Origin of the sequence: Streptomyces sp. NPDC058880 (assembly GCF_042742535.1) — a bacterium.
In the GTDB taxonomy this organism is placed as follows: Bacteria; Actinomycetota; Actinomycetes; order Streptomycetales; family Streptomycetaceae; genus Streptomyces.
Genome location: NZ_JBHYMC010000023.1, coordinates 54,936 through 72,644 on the forward strand (window position 1 = coordinate 54,936; position 17,709 = coordinate 72,644).

Here is a 17,709-nt window from a genome sequence, read left to right on the forward strand (position 1 = left end):
CGGGACGTACGACGCGGACCATTGTGTCCCGAGCGACCGACAACGCCGACTCCGACCCAGGTCTGGCCCGGGAACTTATCCGGTGGCCGACGCGCTTGCATACAGTGGCAGGTCTGACGGAAATCTCTGCATCGCGATCGAAGGGACCACATGCCCATGGGTCACACGGCCACAGCCCAGGCCGGCTCCGGCGGCCTGACAGCGACCGAGCACCGGCTGGCCAACGGCCTGCGCGTGGTGCTGTCCGAGGACCACCTGACCCCGGTCGCCGCGGTCTGCCTCTGGTACGACGTCGGCTCGCGCCACGAAGTCAAGGGGCGTACCGGTCTGGCTCACCTCTTCGAGCACCTGATGTTCCAGGGCTCGGCGAGCGTACCGGGCAACGGCCACTTCGAGCTGGTCCAGGGCGCCGGCGGCTCCCTCAACGGCACCACCAGCTTCGAGCGCACCAACTACTTCGAGACGATGCCGACCCACCAGCTGGAGCTCGCGCTCTGGCTGGAGGCGGACCGGATGGGCTCGCTGCTGGCCGCCCTGGACGACGAGTCCATGGAGAACCAGCGCGACGTCGTCAAGAACGAGCGCCGCCAGCGCTACGACAACGTCCCCTACGGCACCGCCTTCGAGCGGCTGACCGCCCTCGCCTACCCCGAGGGCCACCCGTACCACCACACCCCGATCGGCTCCATGGCCGACCTGGACGCCGCGTCCCTGGAGGACGCGCGCGCCTTCTTCCGCACCTACTACGCGCCCAACAACGCCGTGCTGTCGGTCGTCGGGGACATCGACCCGGAAAAGACGCTCGCCTGGATCGAGAAGTACTTCGGCACCATCCCCGCCCACGACGGCAAGCAGCCGCCCCGCGACGGCTCGCTGCCCGACGTCATCGGGAAGCAGCTGCGCGAGGAGATCGTCGAGGAGGTCCCGGCACGCGCGCTGATGGCCGCCTACCGGCTGCCGCACGACGGTACCCGCGAGTGCGACGCGGCCGACGTGGCACTGACCATCCTGGGCGGCGGCGAGTCCTCGCTGCTGCACAACCGGCTGGTGCGCCGCGACCAGACGGCCGTCGCCGCCGGCTTCGGCATGCTCCGCCTGGCCGGGGCGCCGTCGCTGGGCTGGCTGGACGTGAAGACCTCCAGCGGGGTCGAGATCCCCGCCATCGAGGCGGCCGTCGACGAGGAGCTCGCGCGGTTCGCCGCGGAGGGCCCGACCGCCGAGGAGATGGAGCGCGCCCAGGCGCAGCTGGAGCGCGAGTGGCTGGACCGGCTGAGCACGGTGGCCGGCCGCGCCGACGAACTGTGCCGGTACGCGGTGCTGTTCGGAGACCCGCAGCTGGCCCTCACCGCCGTCCAGCGGGTCCTCGACATCACCGCCGAGGAGGTGCAGGCCGTGGCCGCGGCCCGGCTGCGCCCGGACAACCGCGCGGTCCTCGTCTACGAGCCGCTCGCGGCGGACGGGGCCGAGGGCGAAGAGAACGCCGACAGCGACGAGAACGAGGGGGCGGAGCAGTGAGCGACACCGCAGCCGTCACGATGACCTTCCACCCGCGCCCGCAGGCCGGCGAGCCGCAGCCGTGGGCCTTCCCGGCCCCTGAGCGCGGGACGCTGCCCAACGGGCTGACCCTGCTGCGCTGCCACCGCCCGGGCCAGCAGGTCGTCGCGGTCGAGATTAACCTCGCCGCGCCCCTCGACGCGGAGCCCGAGGGCCTGGACGGCGTGGCGACGATCATGGCGCGGGCCCTGTCGGAGGGCACCGACAAGCACACCGCCGAGGAGTTCGCAGCCGAGCTGGAGCGCTGCGGGGCCACGCTCGACGCGCATGCCGACCACCCCGGCCTGCGGGTCTCCCTGGAGGTTCCGGCCTCCCGGCTGGCCAAGGCGCTGGGTCTGCTCGCCGAGGCGCTGCGCGCCCCCGCGTTCGCCGACGCCGAGGTCGACCGGCTCGTGCGCAACAGGCTCGACGAGATCCCGCACGAGCTGGCCAACCCGCAGCGCCGCGCCGCCAAGCAGCTCTCCAAGGAGCTCTTCCCCGCGTCCCTGCGGATGTCCCGGCCGCGCCAGGGCACCGAGGAGACGGTCGCCCGGATCGACGCCGCCGCCGTGCGCGCCTTCTACGAGGCCCATGTACGCCCCGCCACCGCCACCGCGGTGGTCGTCGGCGACCTGACCGGCATCGACCTCGACGCCGTGCTGGCCGACACCTTGGGCGCCTGGACCGGGGACACCGCCGAGGCGCGCCCCGTCCCGCCGGTGACCGCCGACGACACCGGCCGCGTGGTCATCGTCGACCGGCCCGGCGCGGTACAGACGCAGCTGCTGATCGGCCGCATCGGGCCGGACCGCCACGACCGGGTCTGGGCGGCCCAGGTGCTGGGCACGTACTGCCTCGGCGGCACCCTCACCTCCCGTCTGGACAAGGTGCTGCGCGAGGAGAAGGGGTACACCTACGGCGTGCGGGCCTTCGGCCAGGTGCTGCGCTCCACCGCCGACGGCAAGGGGGCCTCCATGCTCGCCATCAGCGGCTCGGTCGACACCCCCAACACCGGACCGGCGCTGGAGGACCTCTGGAAGGTGCTGCGCACCCTCGCGGAGGGCGGCTTGACCGACGCCGAACGCGATGTGGCCGTGCAGAACCTGGTGGGCGTGGCCCCGCTGAAGTTCGAGACGGCCGCCTCGGTCGCCGGCACCCTGGCCGACCAGGTCGAGCAGGAGCTCCCGGACGACTACCAGGGGCAGCTGTACGCGCAGTTGGCCGCAACCGGCACGGTGGAGGCCACCACGGCCGTCGTGCAGGCCTTCCCGGCGGACCGGCTGGTCACGATCCTGGTGGGTGACGCCGCGCTGATCGAGGAGCCCGTGAGGGCCCTCGGGATCGGTGAGGTCTCGGTCGTCACCAACTGAGGCCGCGGGCGCCCGGAATGACGGGCAACTGACGCATCGGGCAAGGGGTTCCGGCGGAAACCGCCGGAACCCCTTTTGTCCGTTTAGTGGCGAGGTTGCTTGTATGCGGTGTGGCGTACGCAACAAAAAGGCGCGTCTGTTTGGCGATTGACTGATGATCCGCCTAGCGTCAGGCGTGCTGTCCGTCAGTTGTGCCCGCCGCACCCGCGGCACCGGACAGCGATCGCCGAGTCCCCGTCAGGCGCGAGCCTGGGGAGCCGGGGACCCACATCAGTCCCTGGGGTGAATCGGACCCCCTCGCAAGAGGAAGTCCGTAGGAGACCTTCCTGCTCCGAACCCGTCAGCTAACCCGGTAGGCGAGAAGGAAGGAAAGGATCAAACCCTTCATGGCGTTTGGCAGTCGTCCCGCTGGTACCGGCAAGCACCGTGGTTCCAGCCGCCTGAGCAAGAAGACCGCCGGCTACGCCGGTATCGCCGCGATCGCCACCACGGGTGTGGTCGGCTCCCTCGCCGCCCCGGCCTTCGCCGCGGACAACCACAGCAGCTCCGCACCGGAGAACGGGCTCGGTGCCGTCCTCGTCGCCGAGGACCTTGCGGGCGACATCACCGACCAGGCCGTCTCCCAGCAGCGCGCCGCCGAGCACGCCGCCGCCCAGGAGCAGGCCGAGGCCGCCGCCAAGCAGCAGGCCGCCGAGGCCAAGCGCCTCGCCGAGGCCAAGGCGAAGGCCGAGCGCGAGGCCGCCGAGCGCGCCGCGCGCGAGGAGGAGCGCAAGCGCCTCAACACCTTCGTCTCGCCGCTGGACGACTCCTACGTCAGCACCCAGTACCGGGCGGGCGGCGGCATGTGGTCCTCCGGCAGCCACACCGGCATCGACTTCCACGCCGCGTCCGGCACCTCGGTCCACGCGGTGGGCTTCGGTACGGTCGTCGAGGCAGGCTGGGGCGGCGCGTACGGCAACAACGTCGTGATCAAGCACAACGACGGCACCTACACGCAGTACGGCCACATGTCCTCGCTGAACGTCACCGTCGGCCAGCAGGTCACCCCGGGCCAGCAGATCGGCCTGTCGGGCTCCACCGGCAACTCCAGCGGCCCGCACCTGCACTTCGAGGCCCGCACCGGCTCGCAGTACGGCTCGGACATCGACCCGATCGCGTACCTGCGCTCGCACGGCGTCAGCCTCTGACCCTCCGCGCCGCCCGTCGGGCCCGGCGCACGAAGCACAGCTCCACGAAGACCCCGCCTCCCGAGCCGGGGTCTTCGTGTTTTTGTGCTTCGGCGCAATGTTTCGGATTCCTGCCCGCTCTCGAAATTTTGCTGTGCTGCAATAGAGTCGTTGTGTGCGCGGCTGCGCGCACGGGGGTTGGCGGTCGGAATTAGACGGAGGTTCGGTCTTGCGTATTCCTGCGCACGCGGTATGCACGGCAATTCGCGACGACATCGTCTCCGGGGTGTTCGAACCGGGCGGTCGGCTGACCGAGGAGGTGCTGGCCCGCCGGTACGGGGTCTCGCGCGTCCCGGTCCGCGAAGCCCTCCGGACGTTGGAGTCCGAGGGCTTCGTGACCACGCGGCGGCACGCGGGGGCCTGCGTGGCCGAACCGACCGCCCAGGAGGCGGCGGATCTGCTGGAGCTGCGGATGCTGCTGGAGCCGCTGGCCGCGGCCAGGGCCGCCCGGCGCCGCACGGACGCGCACCTCAAGGTGCTGCGGGGGCTGGTCAGGCTCGGCCAGGAGCGAACCAGGCGGGGCCAGGGCGAGGACCTGCGGGCGCTGGGTGGCTGGTTCCACGAGACGCTGGCGCAGGCCTCCGGAAGCCCCGGATTGATCGCGCTTCTCACGCAGATGCGGCACAAGGTGGCGTGGATGTTCGTGGTGGAGGCGCCCGCCCGGCCTGCGGAGTCCTGGGCGGAGCACGGCGCGATCGTGGACGCGGTGGCCCGCGGGGACGCCGAGCGGGCGCGGACGCTGGCCGCGGTCCACGCCGACCGGGCGGCCGCCGCGCACCGGCTGCGGCAGCGCCCGGCGGTGAGGACTTCGCAACCTGCCGTAAACATGTCGAGCCTACGGCATTAACAAGAGCCGTATACAAAGGACGGAATCACGCGAATTCGGTGCGCGATTCAATATGCCCGGCCGAATTATGTGGAGCGGGCGGAATGCCGCGCGATGCGGTCGGGTCGGCCGCTTTTCGTCGGGCGGAGTTTCCCCGGGGCCGGTCTCGTCGGCCCGGGCGCCGCACCACGCCGAAGCCGCGACCCCGTGGGGCCGCGGCTTCGCCGTACGCGGGGTGCGGGATGAACCCGAAGGGTCTCAGACGGTCTCGGGGAGCTCTTCGAGGCCCTCGGCGACCAGCTTCGCGAGGCGGTCCAGTGCGGCTTCCGCGCCCTCGGCCTCGGAGGCGAGGACGATCTCCTCGCCGCCCTGGGCGCCCAGGCCCAGTACCGCCAGCATGGAGGCGGCGTTGACGGGGTCGCCGCCGGACTTCGCGATGGTCACCGGGACGCCGGAAGCGGTCGTCGCACGGACGAAGATCGAGGCGGGACGAGCGTGCAGGCCCTCGGCCCAACCGACGTTGACGCGGCGCTCTGCCATGGTGATGCCCTTCAGGTTCTTACGGTTGTCTAGACCAGTCTCTCACGGCATCCCGCATGCTCCGACCGACCTTCGGCCTGAATTCCGCCGCTCGCCGACGCTCCCCAGCTTGCACCGTTTTGTCACTTCTTGTCTCCTGCGCCGCGCGAGCGCTGTCCGGCCCGGTCCGGCCGTAAGGTAGGCGCATGACCATAGAGTCGGACCTGTCCTACCCGGCCCACTGGGAAGCCGACGTCGTCCTCCGCGACGGCGGCACCGCCCGGATCAGGCCCATCACCACCGAGGACGCCGGCCGGCTCGTCAGCTTCTACGAGCTGGTCTCGGAGGAGTCGAAGTACTACCGCTTCTTCGCGCCCTACCCCCGCCTCTCCGCCCGCGACGTGCACCGCTTCACCCACCACGACTACGTGGACCGGGTGGGCCTCGCCGCGACCGTCGGCGAGGAGTTCATCGCCACCGTCCGCTACGACCGCATCGGCGCCGACGGCCGACCCGCCTCCGCTCCCGCCGACGAGGCGGAGGTGGCCTTCCTCGTGCAGGACGCCCACCAGGGCCGCGGGGTCGCTTCCGCACTCCTCGAACACATCGGCGCGGTGGCCCGCGAGCGCGGCATCCGCAGGTTCGCCGCCGAGGTGCTGCCCGCCAACACCAAGATGATCAAGGTGTTCACGGACGTCGGCTACGAGCAGCGGCGCAGCTTCGAGGACGGCTCCGTCCACCTCACCCTCGACCTCGAACCCACCGCCGAGTCGCTCGCCGTGCAGCGCGCCCGGGAACAGCGCGCCGAGGCCCGCTCCGTGCAGCGTCTGCTGGCCCCCGGCTCGGTGGCCGTCGTCGGAGTCAGCCGGTCCGGCGCGGGCGTGGGCGCGGCCGCGCTGCGCAACCTGCGCGACAGCGGCTTCCACGGACACCTCTACGCCGTCAACGAGGCCGTCACGCGCGACCTCCTCGACGGGGTGCGGGCCTACCGCTCCGTCGGGGCCATCGGCGCCCCCGTCGACCTCGCGGTGATCGCGGTCCCGGCCGACCGGGTCCCCGACGCGGTCGCGGCCTGCGGCGAACACGGCGTGCAGGGGCTCGTCGTCCTCTCCGCCGGATACGGGGACAGCGGCCCGGCCGGACTGGCCCGCCAGCGCGAGTTGCTGCGGCAGGTGCGCTCGTACGGGATGCGGCTCATCGGACCCAACGCCTACGGGGTGATCAACACCGCCCCGGAGGTGGAGCTCAACGCCTCGCTCACCCCCGCACCGATGCCGGTGCGCGGCCGGACCGGTCTGTTCACGCAGTCCGGGGCGATCGGGATCGCCCTGCTCTCGGCGCTGCTCCGGCGCGGCGAAGGCCTGTCCTCCTTCGTCTCCGCCGGGAACCGGGCCGACGTCTCCGGCAACGACATCCTCCAGTACTGGTACGAGGACGAAGCGACCGACGTCGCCCTGCTGTACCTCGAAACCCTCGGCAACCCGAGGAAGTTCACCCGCCTCGCCCGCCGGACGGCGGCCGTCAAGCCGGTGGTCGTCGCCAAGGGCGGCCGGCACACCCCCGCCGGGCACGTCGTCCCCGGCACCCGGCTGTCGGAGGACACCGTCTCCGCCCTGCTGCGGCAGGCCGGCGTGATCCGGGTCGACACGGTCACCGAGCTGGTGGACGTGGGCCTGCTGCTGGCCTCGCAACCGCTGCCCGCCGGCCCCCGGATCGCGATCCTCGGCAACTCCGAGTCGCTCGGGGTCCTGACCTACGACGCCTGCCTGAACCAGGGCCTGAAGCCGCTGCCGCCCCTGGACCTGACGACCGCCGCCTCCCCCGAGGACTTCCGCACCGCGCTGGCCGCCGCCCTCGCCTCCGACGACTGCGACGCAGTCGTCGTCACCGCCATTCCGTGGGTCAGCGAGCACGCCCTCGCCGACGACCTGGCCGACGCGCTCCGTGAGGCGGTCGCCGGGGCTCCCGGCAAGCCCGTGGCGGTCGTGCACGTGGAACTGGCCGAGCTGGTGCGGGCCCTGTCCGCGCCCCGCGGACCCGCCGCCGAGTCGCCGGACCGCTCCGCCGGGGACAGCCCCTGGACCCCGGCCGCCCTGGCGGCGACCGCTCCCGCCACCGCCGACCCGGAGCGGATCCCCAGCTATCCCGCCGCCGAGCGCGCCGTGAAGGCCGTCGCGGAGGCCGTGCGCTACGGCCAGTGGCGGCGGGCCCTCGCCGACGCCGGCCAGGTCCCCGAGTACGAGGACATCGACGAGGCCGGCGCCGCGACCCAGCTCGCCGCCCTGCTCGCGGACGTCGACGGCGGGGCCGTACTGACCCTGAGCGACGGGGACGCCCGCGAGCTGCTCGCCCGCTACGGCATCCAGGTCCTGCCCACCCTTCCCGCACCCAGTCCCGACGCGGCCGTCCGGGCGGCCGCCGTCCTGGGCTACCCGGTCGCCCTCAAGACCACCGCCCCGCACCTGCGCCACCGCGCGGACCTGGGCGGCGTACGGCTCGACCTGACGGGCGAGGCCGAGCTGAGGCGTTCGTACGAGGAGCTCACCGACGCCCTGGGCAAGCCGGCCGAGCTCCGGCCCGTGGTCCAGGCCATGGTGCCGCGGGGCGTGGACACCGTCGTCCGGTCCGTGATCGACCCGGCCGCGGGCGCCGTCCTGTCCTTCGGGCTCGCCGGGGTGGCCTCCGAGCTGCTCGGCGACACCGCCCACCGGCTGGTCCCGGCCACCGACCGGGACGCCGCCGGACTGATCCGGTCCATCCGGGCGGCACCCCTCCTCCTGGGCTGGCGGGGCAGCGATCCGGTCGACACCCCCGCCCTGGAGGAAGTGCTCCTGCGGCTGTCCCGGCTCGTCGACGACCATCCCGAGGTGATCGGTGTCAGCCTGGAGCCCGTCGTCGCCGCCGTCGAGGGGGTCTCCGTCCTCAGCGCCACCGTCCAGGTCGCCCACCCGCCCGTCCGGAGTGATCTCGGGCCGCGGACCCTCCCCAGCTACTGAGTGGGTACGGCCACCGGGCGGGTACGGCGCGGCAGGAAGGCACCCGGGGGGCCTTACCATTGACCCCATGGCGAAATCCGGTACGACGACCCAGGGGCTGCGCACGGCGATCGAGCGCAGCGGCTACTACCCGGCCCTCGTGGCCGAGGCGGTGGAGGCCGCGGTGGGCGGCGAGCCGATCGCGTCGTACCTGGTCCACCAGGAGACGACCTTCGACTCCAACGAGGTGCGCCGCCACGTCACCGTGCTGGTCCTGACCGGCAACCGCTTCATCGTCAGCCACACCGACGAGCAGGCCGCCGACGCAGGGTCCCCGTCCCCGTACGCGACGACCTCCACCGAGTCGGTCAAGCTCTCCAGCATCTCCTCCGTGGTGCTGAGCCGCGTCGTCGCCAATCCGGAGTCCTACACCCCCGGCACCCTGCCCCGTGAGGTCGTCCTGACCATCGGCTGGGGCGCGGTCTCGCGGATCGATCTGGAGCCGGCCGCCTGCGGCGACCCCAACTGCGACTCCGACCACGGCTACACCGGCAACTCCACGGCCGACGACCTCAGCCTGCGGGTCAGCGAGGCCGGCGACGGACCGGAGGCGGTGCGCCAGACCCTGCTCTTCGCGCAGGCCCTCTCCGAGGCGACCGCGGCGACCTCCGCCACCTCCGCCCGCTGATGGTGTATTCCGCACCGCAGGACTGGACCGAGCCGGAGCTGCTGGACCTGGCCGGCGCACCCGTCCCGGAGTACGGTGCCGGGTCGCTCGCCGACCTGCTGCCGACGCTCGTGGCCGGGCAGGGCGTGCCCGGCTACGCCCCCGCCATCGCCGAGCTGACCCCGGCCGACCGCAACTGCGTGTTCCTCGTCGACGGCATGGGCTGGGAGCAGATCAAGGCCCACGCGGACGAGGCGCCCTACCTCGCCTCCCTCCTCGGCAGTTCGCGCGGCGGCACCGGGCGCCCGATCACCGCGGGATTCCCGGCGACCACCGCCACCTCGCTGGCCTCCGTCGGCACCGGGCTGCCGCCGGCCCGCCACGGCCTGCCCGGCTACGCCGTGCGCAACCCGGCCACCGGCGAGCTGATGAACCAGCTCCGCTGGCACCCGTGGACGCCGCCGAAGCCGTGGCAGCCGTACCCGACGGTCTTCCAGGAGGCCGACAGGGCGGGCGTGGCGACCGCCCAGGTGTCCTCGCCCGCCTTCCAGACCACCCCGCTGACCAAGGTGGCACTCAGCGGCGGCACCTTCCTGGGCCGGATGACCGGTGAGGAGCGGATGGACGTGGCCGCCGAACGCCTCGCGGCCGGTGACCGCTCGCTCGTCTACACCTACTACAGCGAGCTCGACGGGGCCGGCCACCGGCACGGCGTGGACTCGGACGCCTGGCGCGGGCAGCTGATGTACGTGGACCGGCTGGTCCAGCGGCTCGCGGAGCAGCTGCCGCCGCGCACCGCGCTGTACGTGACCGCCGACCACGGCATGGTCGACGTCCCCTTCGACGAGGACGCCCGGATCGACTTCGACGAGGACTGGGAACTGGGCGCGGGTGTCGCCCTGCTCGGCGGCGAGGGCCGCGCCCGGCACGTGTACGCGGTGCCGGGCGCGGAAGCCGACGTGCTGACCGTGTGGCGCGAGGTGCTCGGGGACCGCTTCTGGGTCGCGAGCCGCGAGGAGGCCCTGGAGCTGGGCTGGTTCGGTCCGCCGGGGGAGTGCGACGAGCGTGTCCTCGGCCGGATCGGCGACGTGGTCGCGGCGGCCCATGCCGACGTCGCGATCACCGCTTCCCGCAACGAGCCCAACGAGTCGGCCCTCGCCGGAATGCACGGCTCCATGACTGCCGCGGAACAGCTCGTACCGCTCCTCGAAATCCGCACCTGACCCGTCCCCGCCCGCCGAGCCGCCCCCGATCCGCCCACGACCCGAAAGGTCCGTACTTCCCATGCCCGAGCTGGTGTTCTTCTCCGGAACGATGGACTGCGGAAAGAGCACTCTGGCGCTCCAGATCACGCACAACCGCTCGGCCCGGGGCCTCCAGGGCGTGATCTTCACCCGCCAGGACCGTGCCGGCGAGGGCAAGCTGTCCTCGCGCCTGGGCCTGGTTACCGAAGCGGTCGAGGTCGCCGACGCCATGGACCTCTACGCCTACCTCGTGGGGGAGCTCTCGCAGGGCGGCCGGGCGGACTACGTCATCGTCGACGAGGCCCAGTTCCTCGCCCCGGAACAGATCGACCAGCTGGCCCGGATCGTCGACGACCTCGACATGGACGTCTTTGCCTTCGGCATCACCACCGACTTCCGCACGAAGCTCTTCCCGGGCTCGCAGCGCCTGATCGAGCTCGCCGACCGCATAGAGCAGCTCCAGGTCGAGGCACTGTGCTGGTGCGGCGCCCGCGCCACGCACAACGCCCGCACGGTCGGCGGGGTGATGGTCGTCGAGGGCGAGCAGGTCGTCGTCGGTGACGTGAACCGCCCGTCGGAGGAGATCGGCTATGAGGTCCTCTGCCGCCGCCACCACCGCCGCCGCATGACCTCCGCCGTCGCCCACGCGGCAGCCCTCTCCCCGGACGTCCTCCCGGTCACCAACCCCTGACCGACCGTCTGTGGGGCCGTACTGCCGGTGTGCCGGCAGGCGCCCTCTGGCTTTGTTCACGAGAACGGACAGCAGATGTTCACCACTTCGGGAGGCACCCGGTGGGTGGTTGTTCGAAACGGGGGTTGCCCGCATGGAACTGCGCCTGAGACGGTGTCCACGTGATCATTTCCTCGGAGACGCGGCCCCCGAAGGGGTTGCCGATATGAGTGGCGGCGGGAGCTGGTGGATTCTCGTGGAGGCCTCCGTCGGAGGAGACTTCCGCTGGGAGTTGGTCCGCACGGTGTTGGCGGACGGGGGCCGGGACGGGGCCGTCACGCGGGCTGCAGAGCTGGCCCGTACGTCCGATCATTCCGGGCTGGAGACCGAGGATCCAGGGAAGTACGGCCGGCGGGTTTTCCGGATGACGGAGACGAGCTGGATCGTGGAGCTCAGGGAGTCCTACTGGTCGGACGTGCTGAAGGATGCCGTCCCGTCTAAGACCCACCTGCGGATCTCCGTCGGCGAGCTGGAACACGAGCACGACACCCCGGCCGCCGTGCGGCCGTCCAAGGGCCGCCTGCGCCGCGCTCTGGGCGGGAGCTGACGGGTAGTCGCGGTGCTCGCCCCGGCTTCCGGACGTTCGATTTCAGCGGTTGCTCATGTGCCTCCCGAAGTGGTGAACATCTGCTGTCCGTTCTCGTGAACAAAGCCACGCGACCGTGCGCGCCGGGTCGCGGGCGTCGTGGCCAGGAGCCGGGGCACGTGCCGGACGGTGCCCGACCGCATCCCCGGGGTGGCGCAGGTGACCGGCGGCGCCGGTCACCTGCGGCGGGGGCGGGCGCCGATGCCCTGGCAGTCGGGGGTGCGGGCCAGCGCGCGGCGGGCGGGGTCGGTGTACTCGCGCTCGACCGACGCGCGCAGCAGGGTCAGTTCGGTGCGGACAGCCGGCAGACAGCCGGGCGGCAGCGCCGTGAGCAGGCCCTCCAGCAGCGAGCGGAGCCGTCGGCAGATCTGGACGGACCTGACGCCGTACTCGCGGATCTCGGTGACGGCCAGCTGGAGGTAGTCCTCCCAGTCCCGGCCTTGGACCACCAGCCGCGGCGTGCCGTGGCGGTCGCCCAGCACGTAGCGGCTGCGTGGACCGGCCCGCCCGACCGCGTGGAGGATCGCCTCGATCTCGTTGAGCACCTGGACCGCGGTGGTCGGGTCGTTCACGGCGGGGGACAGCGCCCGGACGGCGATGTCGACGAGGACCCGCAGCGCGAAGGCCGGGTCCTGCTCGATGGTCCGCTCGGAGCCGAAGGCGATCAGCCCGGCCACCTGCCGCTGCTCGGGGGCCGGGTTGCCGCCGTGGATCTCGACGACGACCGCGCCCGGCGGCACGTAGTCCCCGACCAGGCGGGTGACCACAAGGACGCAGTCGTGGCGCACCGCCAGGGCCGTCAGCTTCTCCGGGTGGAACGCCTGGATCACGCCGCCGTGCTCGGCGGGTACGTACGTGACCGCACCGCCCGCGGCCTGCGCCGCGGGGTCCCAAGGGCGCGCGGTCGCGTCGCGGATCGTGGCCTGCGCGCGGACCAGGACCGTCTCGCCCATCCGTCCGACCAGGCCGGCGATGGCCACGGGGCGCAGGTTGTGGGTGAAGCGGTTGAGGTAGACCAGCAGCAGCAACAGGCTGACGGACACAGCCGCCCCGGCCATGGTGACTCCGAGGTCGGGCACGGAGTCCGGCTCGATGGTGCGCAGCAGGGCGAAGGAAAAGGAGAAGGTCCCGGTGAAGGTGGCCAGCACCGCCTTCTGCAGCCGGTCGCGGTACCACAGGCGCATGTAGCGCGGGGACAGGGTCCCCGTGGCCTGCTGGACGACGAGCACCCCGATCGTGACGACGAATCCGAGCAGGGCGATCATGGCGCCGACGATGGCGGTCAGCACGCCGGCGGCCGTCGAGGCGGAGTAGCGCCAGCCGGCCGGGAGCCATGGCGTGGCGTCCATGGTCACGGCCCACTCCGCCAGCAGTACACCGAGGACCAGGCCGAGCAGCGGCACCATCCACAGGCTGGCCTTCGTGTACTGCAGCAGCCGGAACCGGGAGGCCCAGGACATCAGGGGCCGCAGCGGGAATCCGGTCGCCCCACGGGCGCCTGCGTACGTCGGTGCGGCAGCGGCACGGGTGACCTCCGGCCTCCGGATCGGGGTGCGGGGTGCGGGGTGCGGGGTTCGGGACGCCTTCCGTCCCACGGTAAGACCGGCACCCGGCCGCCGCATGCGCCCGTCACCCGGAACGCCCCTCAGCGGGTTCCGGGCCGGCCGGCGCGGGCGGTACGGGACCGAGCAGGACGAGGGTGTCGTCCTGCGACGGGGCGACGGCGCCGGACCGGCTCTCGGTGACCGCGTCGAGCCTGCCGTCGAAGCGCACCACGAACAGCGTCTCGCAGTCCGCCGGGACCGGCCGGGCGGCCGACTGCACCAGGTACCGGGCGCCCTGCCGGTAGCGCTCGGCCAGGACGTGCCGCACCAGCCGGGAGCCGAAGAGGACCTCGCCGCCTGCGCTGGGGGCGACGACGCCGAGACCCTTGTCGTGCGGGGGCCCGACCCGGTACACGGGGCCCTCGACGTTGCCCTCGGCCATGACCGCGGCGAGGGCGTTGAAGTTGTCGTCGTCCGTGCACAGGAAGACGGTGGTGACCCCCTCCAGGCGGGCGCGCGGGTCGGAGGCCGCGGCCAGCAGCTCGCCCCGGGCCAGTTCCAGCCCGGCGTCCCTGATCCGCTCCCGTTCGTCCTCGCTGCCGGCCCACATCAGCACGTCGAGCCCGGCCGCCCGCAGGGCCCTGCCCAGGTCGACGACCCAGTGGTCGCCGCCCACCAGCAGCGGGCGCGAGCGGGACGGGCGGACGACACCGAGCCTGCGGGCCACGGGAGCGGCGGTCAGCGCGTAGAGCAGAACCGTTCCCACGATCACCAGGAAGGTGACGGGGAGGATCTTCGAGGCGCCGGCCAAACCCTGGTCGGAGAGGCCGGCGGCGAAGGCCGAGGCCGTGGAGGCCGCGACGATCCCGCGCGGCGCCATCCAGCCGATGAACCTCCTCTCCCCGCGGGCCAGCTCCGACTTCCCGGTGGAGACGAAGGCCACGAGCGGCCTGACGACCAGAACCAGGAACGCGATGAGGACGAGGGAGGGGAGCAGGACCGGCGTCAGGGACGCCGGGGTCACGGTCGACGAGATCGAGACGAACAGCAGCCCGATGATCAGCTGGACGAGCGTCTCGAAGAAGGGCCTGCGGGCGGGCATGTCGAAGCCGGGGAGGTTGGCGACCGCCAGCCCGGTGACCGTCGCGGCGATCAGCCCGGTGTCGTCTCGAACGATGTCGCACCCCGCCGCCACGATGATCACCACCGCCAGCTGGGCGATCGTACCGAGCGTCTCGCCGAGCCGCATGACGTGCAGCGTCAGCCACAGCAGGGCCAGTCCCACCGCGCCGCCGACCAGGCCGACGCCCATGCTGATCGCGAACTGGCCCAGCTGGTGGCCCCGGCCCACTTCGGAGTGCGTGGAGGAGACGCCGTGGAAGACGAGCGCGCCGAGGATGCCTCCGATCGGGTCGATCAGCGTCCCCTCCCAGACCAGGATGCGCCGCAGCGTGTCGGTGGGCCGCACGTAGTCCAGCAGCGGCCCCACGACCGTCGGGCCCGACACCACGAGGATCACGCCCAGCATCGTGGCGCTGGCCAGCGACATGCCGAACAGCGCGGGTGCGACGGCTGCGACGGCCAGGAAGGTGACGAGGACACCGGCCACCAGCAGCCTGCCGACGATCCCCCGGGTGCGGCCGGTGAGGTGGCGCAGGTCGAGCCCGAGCCCCGCGTCGTAGAGGATCACCGCCACCGCCAGGGAGACCAGGGCGGAGAAACCGGGCCCGAGCAGGTCGTTCGGGTGGATGACGTCGGTCAGCGCCCCCGTGACGAACCCGGCGGGCAGCAGCAGGAGCAGCGCGGGCACGCGCAGCTTCGCGGCGAGGATCTGGGAGGCGGCGGCCAGCGCCACCGTCAGGGCGATCCCGAGGAGGAGCCGGTCCCCGGTCACGGAGGCGTTCCAACACGGCCGCCCGTACCCGGCGGGCGGCCGTCAGCCCCCATCGGCGCTCTTCCCCGGTTCGGCGCCGCCGCGCCGCAGGTCGGCGTCGCCGAGCGACTCCAGTTCGCCGTGCGTGTCCAGCCAGTACAGCAGGACGAGGGCCGGGGCGACGACCACCAGGGCGACCAGCGTGACGAACGCCAGCCAGGTCAGGGTGGAGGGAGCCCCCGCCGCGTCGGCGACGGTCAGCGAGGTGGGGATGAGGTAGGGCCGCTGGGCCATGCCCCAGGCCAGGACGGCCGACGCGACGACCCCCACGGCCGTGACACGCACCCAGGTCCCCGGCGGGCGCAGGAGCAGCCATGCCGTGGCGAAGGTGGCCGCCGCGGCCAGCAGGACGAAGAGCAGGCCCATGCCGTGGGTGAGGCCGTGCCACACGTGCGGGGCGTCGGTGCGCGTGACGAACAGCGCGACCACGGCCAGGACGGCGACCGCCGCGAGCGCCGCCAGCGCCCGCCCCCGGAAGTGGTCGACGAGGTCGGGCGCGCCGAAGCGGCGGGCGTCCCCGGAGAGGAACACGGCGCCGAGGAAGGCCGTGGTCGCGATGGCCAGCAGCCCGAACAGCAGCGAGGTGGGGTTCGACCAGGCCTCGGCCGAGGCCTCCGTGCCGAGCGCGACCCGGCCCGAGGCGATGCCGCCGACGGCCGCGCCGAGGAAGAAGGGAGTCACCAGCGAGGACACGGCGAACACGCTCCCGAACAGCCGCCGCCCGGCGAGCCGCCGCGAGGCCTTGCGGAAGGCGAAGCCCGCACCGCGCAGGACCATGCCGACGGCGGCCAGGGCGAGCGGCACCCACATCGCGGAGAACACCGTCTGGAAGAAGACCGGGAACCCCGTCCACATGATGACGAAGATGAAGATCAGCCAGACGTTGTTGACCTCCCACACCGGGGCCATGGCGTGGTCGATGAGCCATCGCTGCCGTTTGCCCCGCTGCGCCCCTCCCGCGGTGAGGTCCCAGAAGCCGGCCCCGTAGTCGGTGCCGCCCGCGCAGGTGTAGGCGGTCACGGCGAGCAGCAGCGCGAAGGCGATGACGTCGGCGGTCACGGGCGGCCGTCCCCGGGGGCTGATGACGACGACGAGGGCGGCGGTCCGGACGGGACGGGGGAGCGCGGCCCGTACGGGGTGTCCGCCTCCGGTGCCTCGACGGCAGGCTCCGCCCCCTGCTGCGCGTCGGCGAGACGCCATCGGGTGCGCATCGTGAGCAGGATGGCGAGGAACGCGCCGAAGACGAACACGTACACCACGATCACCAGCCCGAACATGATCCACAAGGTCGTCGAGCGGGTCGCGGTGACCGCTTCGGCGACCCGCATGTTCTGGTAGACGATCCACGGCTGGCGTCCCACCTCGGTGGTCACCCAGCCGCATTCCACGGCCACGACGGACGCGACGCCCGCGCAGGCCGCGCTGCGCCAGAACCAGGGGGAGGCCGGCAGCCTGCGGTGCCGCAGCCAGACCACGGCGTACCAGAGGGCGAGCAGCACCAGTACGGACCCGATCACGACCATGAGGTCGAAGGCCCAGTGGGCGATGGTCGCCTGGGTGGCGTTGGGGCGGTCGCTCTCCGGGACGGAGGCCAGCCCCATCACCTTGGTGTCCGGGCTGAAGCCGGCCAGGATGGAGTCGAGCTGGGGGATCTTGATGCCGCCCGAGACCGTTCCGTCCGGGTGGAGCCGGCCGAAGATGTACTCCGGCATGTGGGTGTCGGTCTCCCACACGATCTCCATGGCGGCGAACTTCACGGGCTGCTTGTGGAACACCTGCCGGGCGATGGAGTCGCCCAGGAAGAACTGGATCGGGGTGGCGATCGCGGCGACGGTGAAGGGGATGGTGAAGCCGAGCCGGTGGTAGTGGTCCCGGCGGCCCCGCAGCCATCCGACGGCGTAGACACCGGCCACCACGTATCCGGCGGTCAGCAGCATCGCGACCACGAAGTGCCAGTACTGCGGCCCGAACATCGGGGTGAAGATCGCCTTCCAGATGTTCACGTCGACCGGGTTGCCGGCGGAGTCGAGGGTGAACCCGCGCGGGGTGTTCATCCACGAGTTGGCGGCCAGGATGCCGAACGCCCCCATCAGCGCGGCAGCCGGCAGCGGGAGCCCGAGCAGGAAGTGCGTACGGGGTTTCAGCCGGCGCCAGCCGTAGAGGTAGATGGCGATGAGCACCGCCTCCAGGAAGAACGCCCACCCCTCGACACCGAAGCCGATGCCGAACACGTCACCCCACTTGCCCATGAGCCCCGGCCAGAGCAGGCCGAACTCGAAGGACAGGACGGTGCCGGTGACGACTCCGACGGCGAACTGCACCGCCATCACGGCCGACCAGCGCCGCGCCAGCAGCAGGGCGGTGGGGTCGTCGCGGCGGATTCCCCGGTAGTGCATCAGCAGGGTGATGAACGGCAGGGCCACCCCCATCGGCACCAGGATGATGTGCGAGGCCAGGGTGAAGGCCATGAGCTGCCGGGCCGGGAGCAGCTGGGCCGGCGCGTCCGCCGCCAGCAGGAGAACCGTGGTGTGCATGCGTGCCTTCGCTGGGAGCCGG

General features: G+C 72.4%; 14 protein-coding genes and 1 riboswitch. Of the genes, 9 read left to right on the top strand and 5 right to left on the bottom strand.

Annotation, left to right across the window (positions count from 1 at the left end):
* Nucleotides 1-156 precede the first annotated feature (156 nt).
* From ACFW2G_RS16025 to ACFW2G_RS16040, 4 genes are all read left to right on the top strand, one after another.
* On the top strand, nucleotides 157-1,515 hold the full coding sequence (locus ACFW2G_RS16025) for a M16 family metallopeptidase (RefSeq protein ID WP_384581530.1): 1,359 nt from the start codon (nucleotides 157-159) through the stop codon (nucleotides 1,513-1,515).
* Nucleotides 1,516-1,535: 20 nt separating this feature from the next.
* On the top strand, nucleotides 1,536-2,903 hold the full coding sequence (locus tag ACFW2G_RS16030) for a M16 family metallopeptidase (protein ID WP_384581634.1): 1,368 nt from the start codon (nucleotides 1,536-1,538) through the stop codon (nucleotides 2,901-2,903).
* A 214-nt stretch (nucleotides 2,904-3,117) separates the two neighbouring features.
* A riboswitch (cyclic di-AMP (ydaO/yuaA leader) is annotated at nucleotides 3,118-3,277 on the top strand.
* 12 nt (nucleotides 3,278-3,289) lie between these two features.
* On the top strand, nucleotides 3,290-4,090 hold the full coding sequence (locus ACFW2G_RS16035) for a M23 family metallopeptidase (protein ID WP_037929724.1): 801 nt from the start codon (nucleotides 3,290-3,292) through the stop codon (nucleotides 4,088-4,090).
* A gap of 208 nt (nucleotides 4,091-4,298) precedes the next feature.
* A complete protein-coding gene (locus ACFW2G_RS16040; RefSeq protein WP_384448387.1) occupies nucleotides 4,299-4,976 on the top strand; it encodes a GntR family transcriptional regulator in 678 nt (225 codons plus the stop codon).
* A 237-nt stretch (nucleotides 4,977-5,213) separates the two neighbouring features.
* Here the strand turns inward: ACFW2G_RS16040 and ACFW2G_RS16045 are convergent, their stop codons facing one another.
* A complete protein-coding gene (locus ACFW2G_RS16045; RefSeq protein ID WP_030026990.1) occupies nucleotides 5,214-5,495 on the bottom strand; it encodes an HPr family phosphocarrier protein in 282 nt (93 codons plus the stop codon).
* A gap of 185 nt (nucleotides 5,496-5,680) precedes the next feature.
* Between ACFW2G_RS16045 and ACFW2G_RS16050 the strand changes: the two genes are divergently transcribed.
* The 5 genes from ACFW2G_RS16050 (at nucleotide 5,681) to ACFW2G_RS16070 (ending at nucleotide 11,637) form a co-directional block, all read left to right on the top strand.
* A complete protein-coding gene (locus ACFW2G_RS16050) occupies nucleotides 5,681-8,470 on the top strand; it encodes a GNAT family N-acetyltransferase (RefSeq protein ID WP_384581532.1) in 2,790 nt (929 codons plus the stop codon).
* A 67-nt stretch (nucleotides 8,471-8,537) separates the two neighbouring features.
* Nucleotides 8,538-9,137, top strand: a complete 600-nt coding sequence (locus ACFW2G_RS16055; RefSeq protein ID WP_037929715.1) for a DUF5998 family protein — start codon at nucleotides 8,538-8,540, stop codon at nucleotides 9,135-9,137.
* Complete coding sequence (locus tag ACFW2G_RS16060; RefSeq protein ID WP_384448393.1) at nucleotides 9,137-10,339, top strand: alkaline phosphatase family protein; 1,203 nt, start codon at nucleotides 9,137-9,139, stop codon at nucleotides 10,337-10,339. Before ACFW2G_RS16055 ends, ACFW2G_RS16060 begins: the two co-directional genes overlap by 1 nt.
* 61 nt (nucleotides 10,340-10,400) lie before the next feature.
* Complete coding sequence (locus ACFW2G_RS16065) at nucleotides 10,401-11,051, top strand: thymidine kinase (RefSeq protein WP_384448396.1); 651 nt, start codon at nucleotides 10,401-10,403, stop codon at nucleotides 11,049-11,051.
* 205 nt (nucleotides 11,052-11,256) lie between these two features.
* Entirely contained in the window at nucleotides 11,257-11,637 is a 381-nt protein-coding gene (locus tag ACFW2G_RS16070; RefSeq protein ID WP_384448399.1) for a hypothetical protein, read from the top strand.
* A gap of 215 nt (nucleotides 11,638-11,852) precedes the next feature.
* Here the strand turns inward: ACFW2G_RS16070 and ACFW2G_RS16075 are convergent, their stop codons facing one another.
* The 4 genes from ACFW2G_RS16075 to ACFW2G_RS16090 form a co-directional block, all read right to left on the bottom strand.
* Nucleotides 11,853-13,136 (bottom strand): DUF2254 domain-containing protein, encoded by a 1,284-nt coding sequence (locus ACFW2G_RS16075; protein WP_384581534.1) that lies wholly within the window; start codon nucleotides 13,134-13,136, stop codon nucleotides 11,853-11,855.
* A 169-nt stretch (nucleotides 13,137-13,305) separates the two neighbouring features.
* The gene (locus tag ACFW2G_RS16080) at nucleotides 13,306-15,114 is read right to left on the bottom strand and encodes a cation:proton antiporter (RefSeq protein WP_384581536.1); all 1,809 of its coding nucleotides are present in this window, start codon (nucleotides 15,112-15,114) and stop codon (nucleotides 13,306-13,308) included.
* 42 nt (nucleotides 15,115-15,156) lie between these two features.
* Nucleotides 15,157-16,212 carry a cytochrome d ubiquinol oxidase subunit II gene (locus ACFW2G_RS16085; RefSeq protein ID WP_037929680.1) on the bottom strand — a complete coding sequence of 352 codons (1,056 nt, stop codon included), beginning with the start codon at nucleotides 16,210-16,212 and terminating at the stop codon, nucleotides 15,157-15,159.
* Nucleotides 16,209-17,687, bottom strand: a complete 1,479-nt coding sequence (locus ACFW2G_RS16090; protein WP_384448410.1) for a cytochrome ubiquinol oxidase subunit I — start codon at nucleotides 17,685-17,687, stop codon at nucleotides 16,209-16,211. The genes ACFW2G_RS16085 and ACFW2G_RS16090 overlap by 4 nt, the downstream gene beginning before the upstream one ends.
* Nucleotides 17,688-17,709: the final 22 nt, after the last annotated feature.

Coding starts and splice junctions, on each gene's coding strand:
- ACFW2G_RS16025 (WP_384581530.1), top strand. CDS start 157: ATGGGTCACACGGCCACAGCCCAGGCCGGCTCCGGCGGCCTGACAGCG.
- ACFW2G_RS16030 (WP_384581634.1), top strand. CDS start 1,536: ATGACCTTCCACCCGCGCCCGCAGGCCGGCGAGCCGCAGCCGTGGGCC.
- ACFW2G_RS16035 (WP_037929724.1), top strand. CDS start 3,290: ATGGCGTTTGGCAGTCGTCCCGCTGGTACCGGCAAGCACCGTGGTTCC.
- ACFW2G_RS16045 (WP_030026990.1), bottom strand. CDS start 5,495: ATGGCAGAGCGCCGCGTCAACGTCGGTTGGGCCGAGGGCCTGCACGCT.
- ACFW2G_RS16050 (WP_384581532.1), top strand. CDS start 5,681: ATGACCATAGAGTCGGACCTGTCCTACCCGGCCCACTGGGAAGCCGAC.
- ACFW2G_RS16055 (WP_037929715.1), top strand. CDS start 8,538: ATGGCGAAATCCGGTACGACGACCCAGGGGCTGCGCACGGCGATCGAG.
- ACFW2G_RS16060 (WP_384448393.1), top strand. CDS start 9,137: ATGGTGTATTCCGCACCGCAGGACTGGACCGAGCCGGAGCTGCTGGAC.
- ACFW2G_RS16065 (WP_384448396.1), top strand. CDS start 10,401: ATGCCCGAGCTGGTGTTCTTCTCCGGAACGATGGACTGCGGAAAGAGC.
- ACFW2G_RS16070 (WP_384448399.1), top strand. CDS start 11,257: ATGAGTGGCGGCGGGAGCTGGTGGATTCTCGTGGAGGCCTCCGTCGGA.
- ACFW2G_RS16075 (WP_384581534.1), bottom strand. CDS start 13,136: ATGTCCTGGGCCTCCCGGTTCCGGCTGCTGCAGTACACGAAGGCCAGC.
- ACFW2G_RS16090 (WP_384448410.1), bottom strand. CDS start 17,687: ATGCACACCACGGTTCTCCTGCTGGCGGCGGACGCGCCGGCCCAGCTG.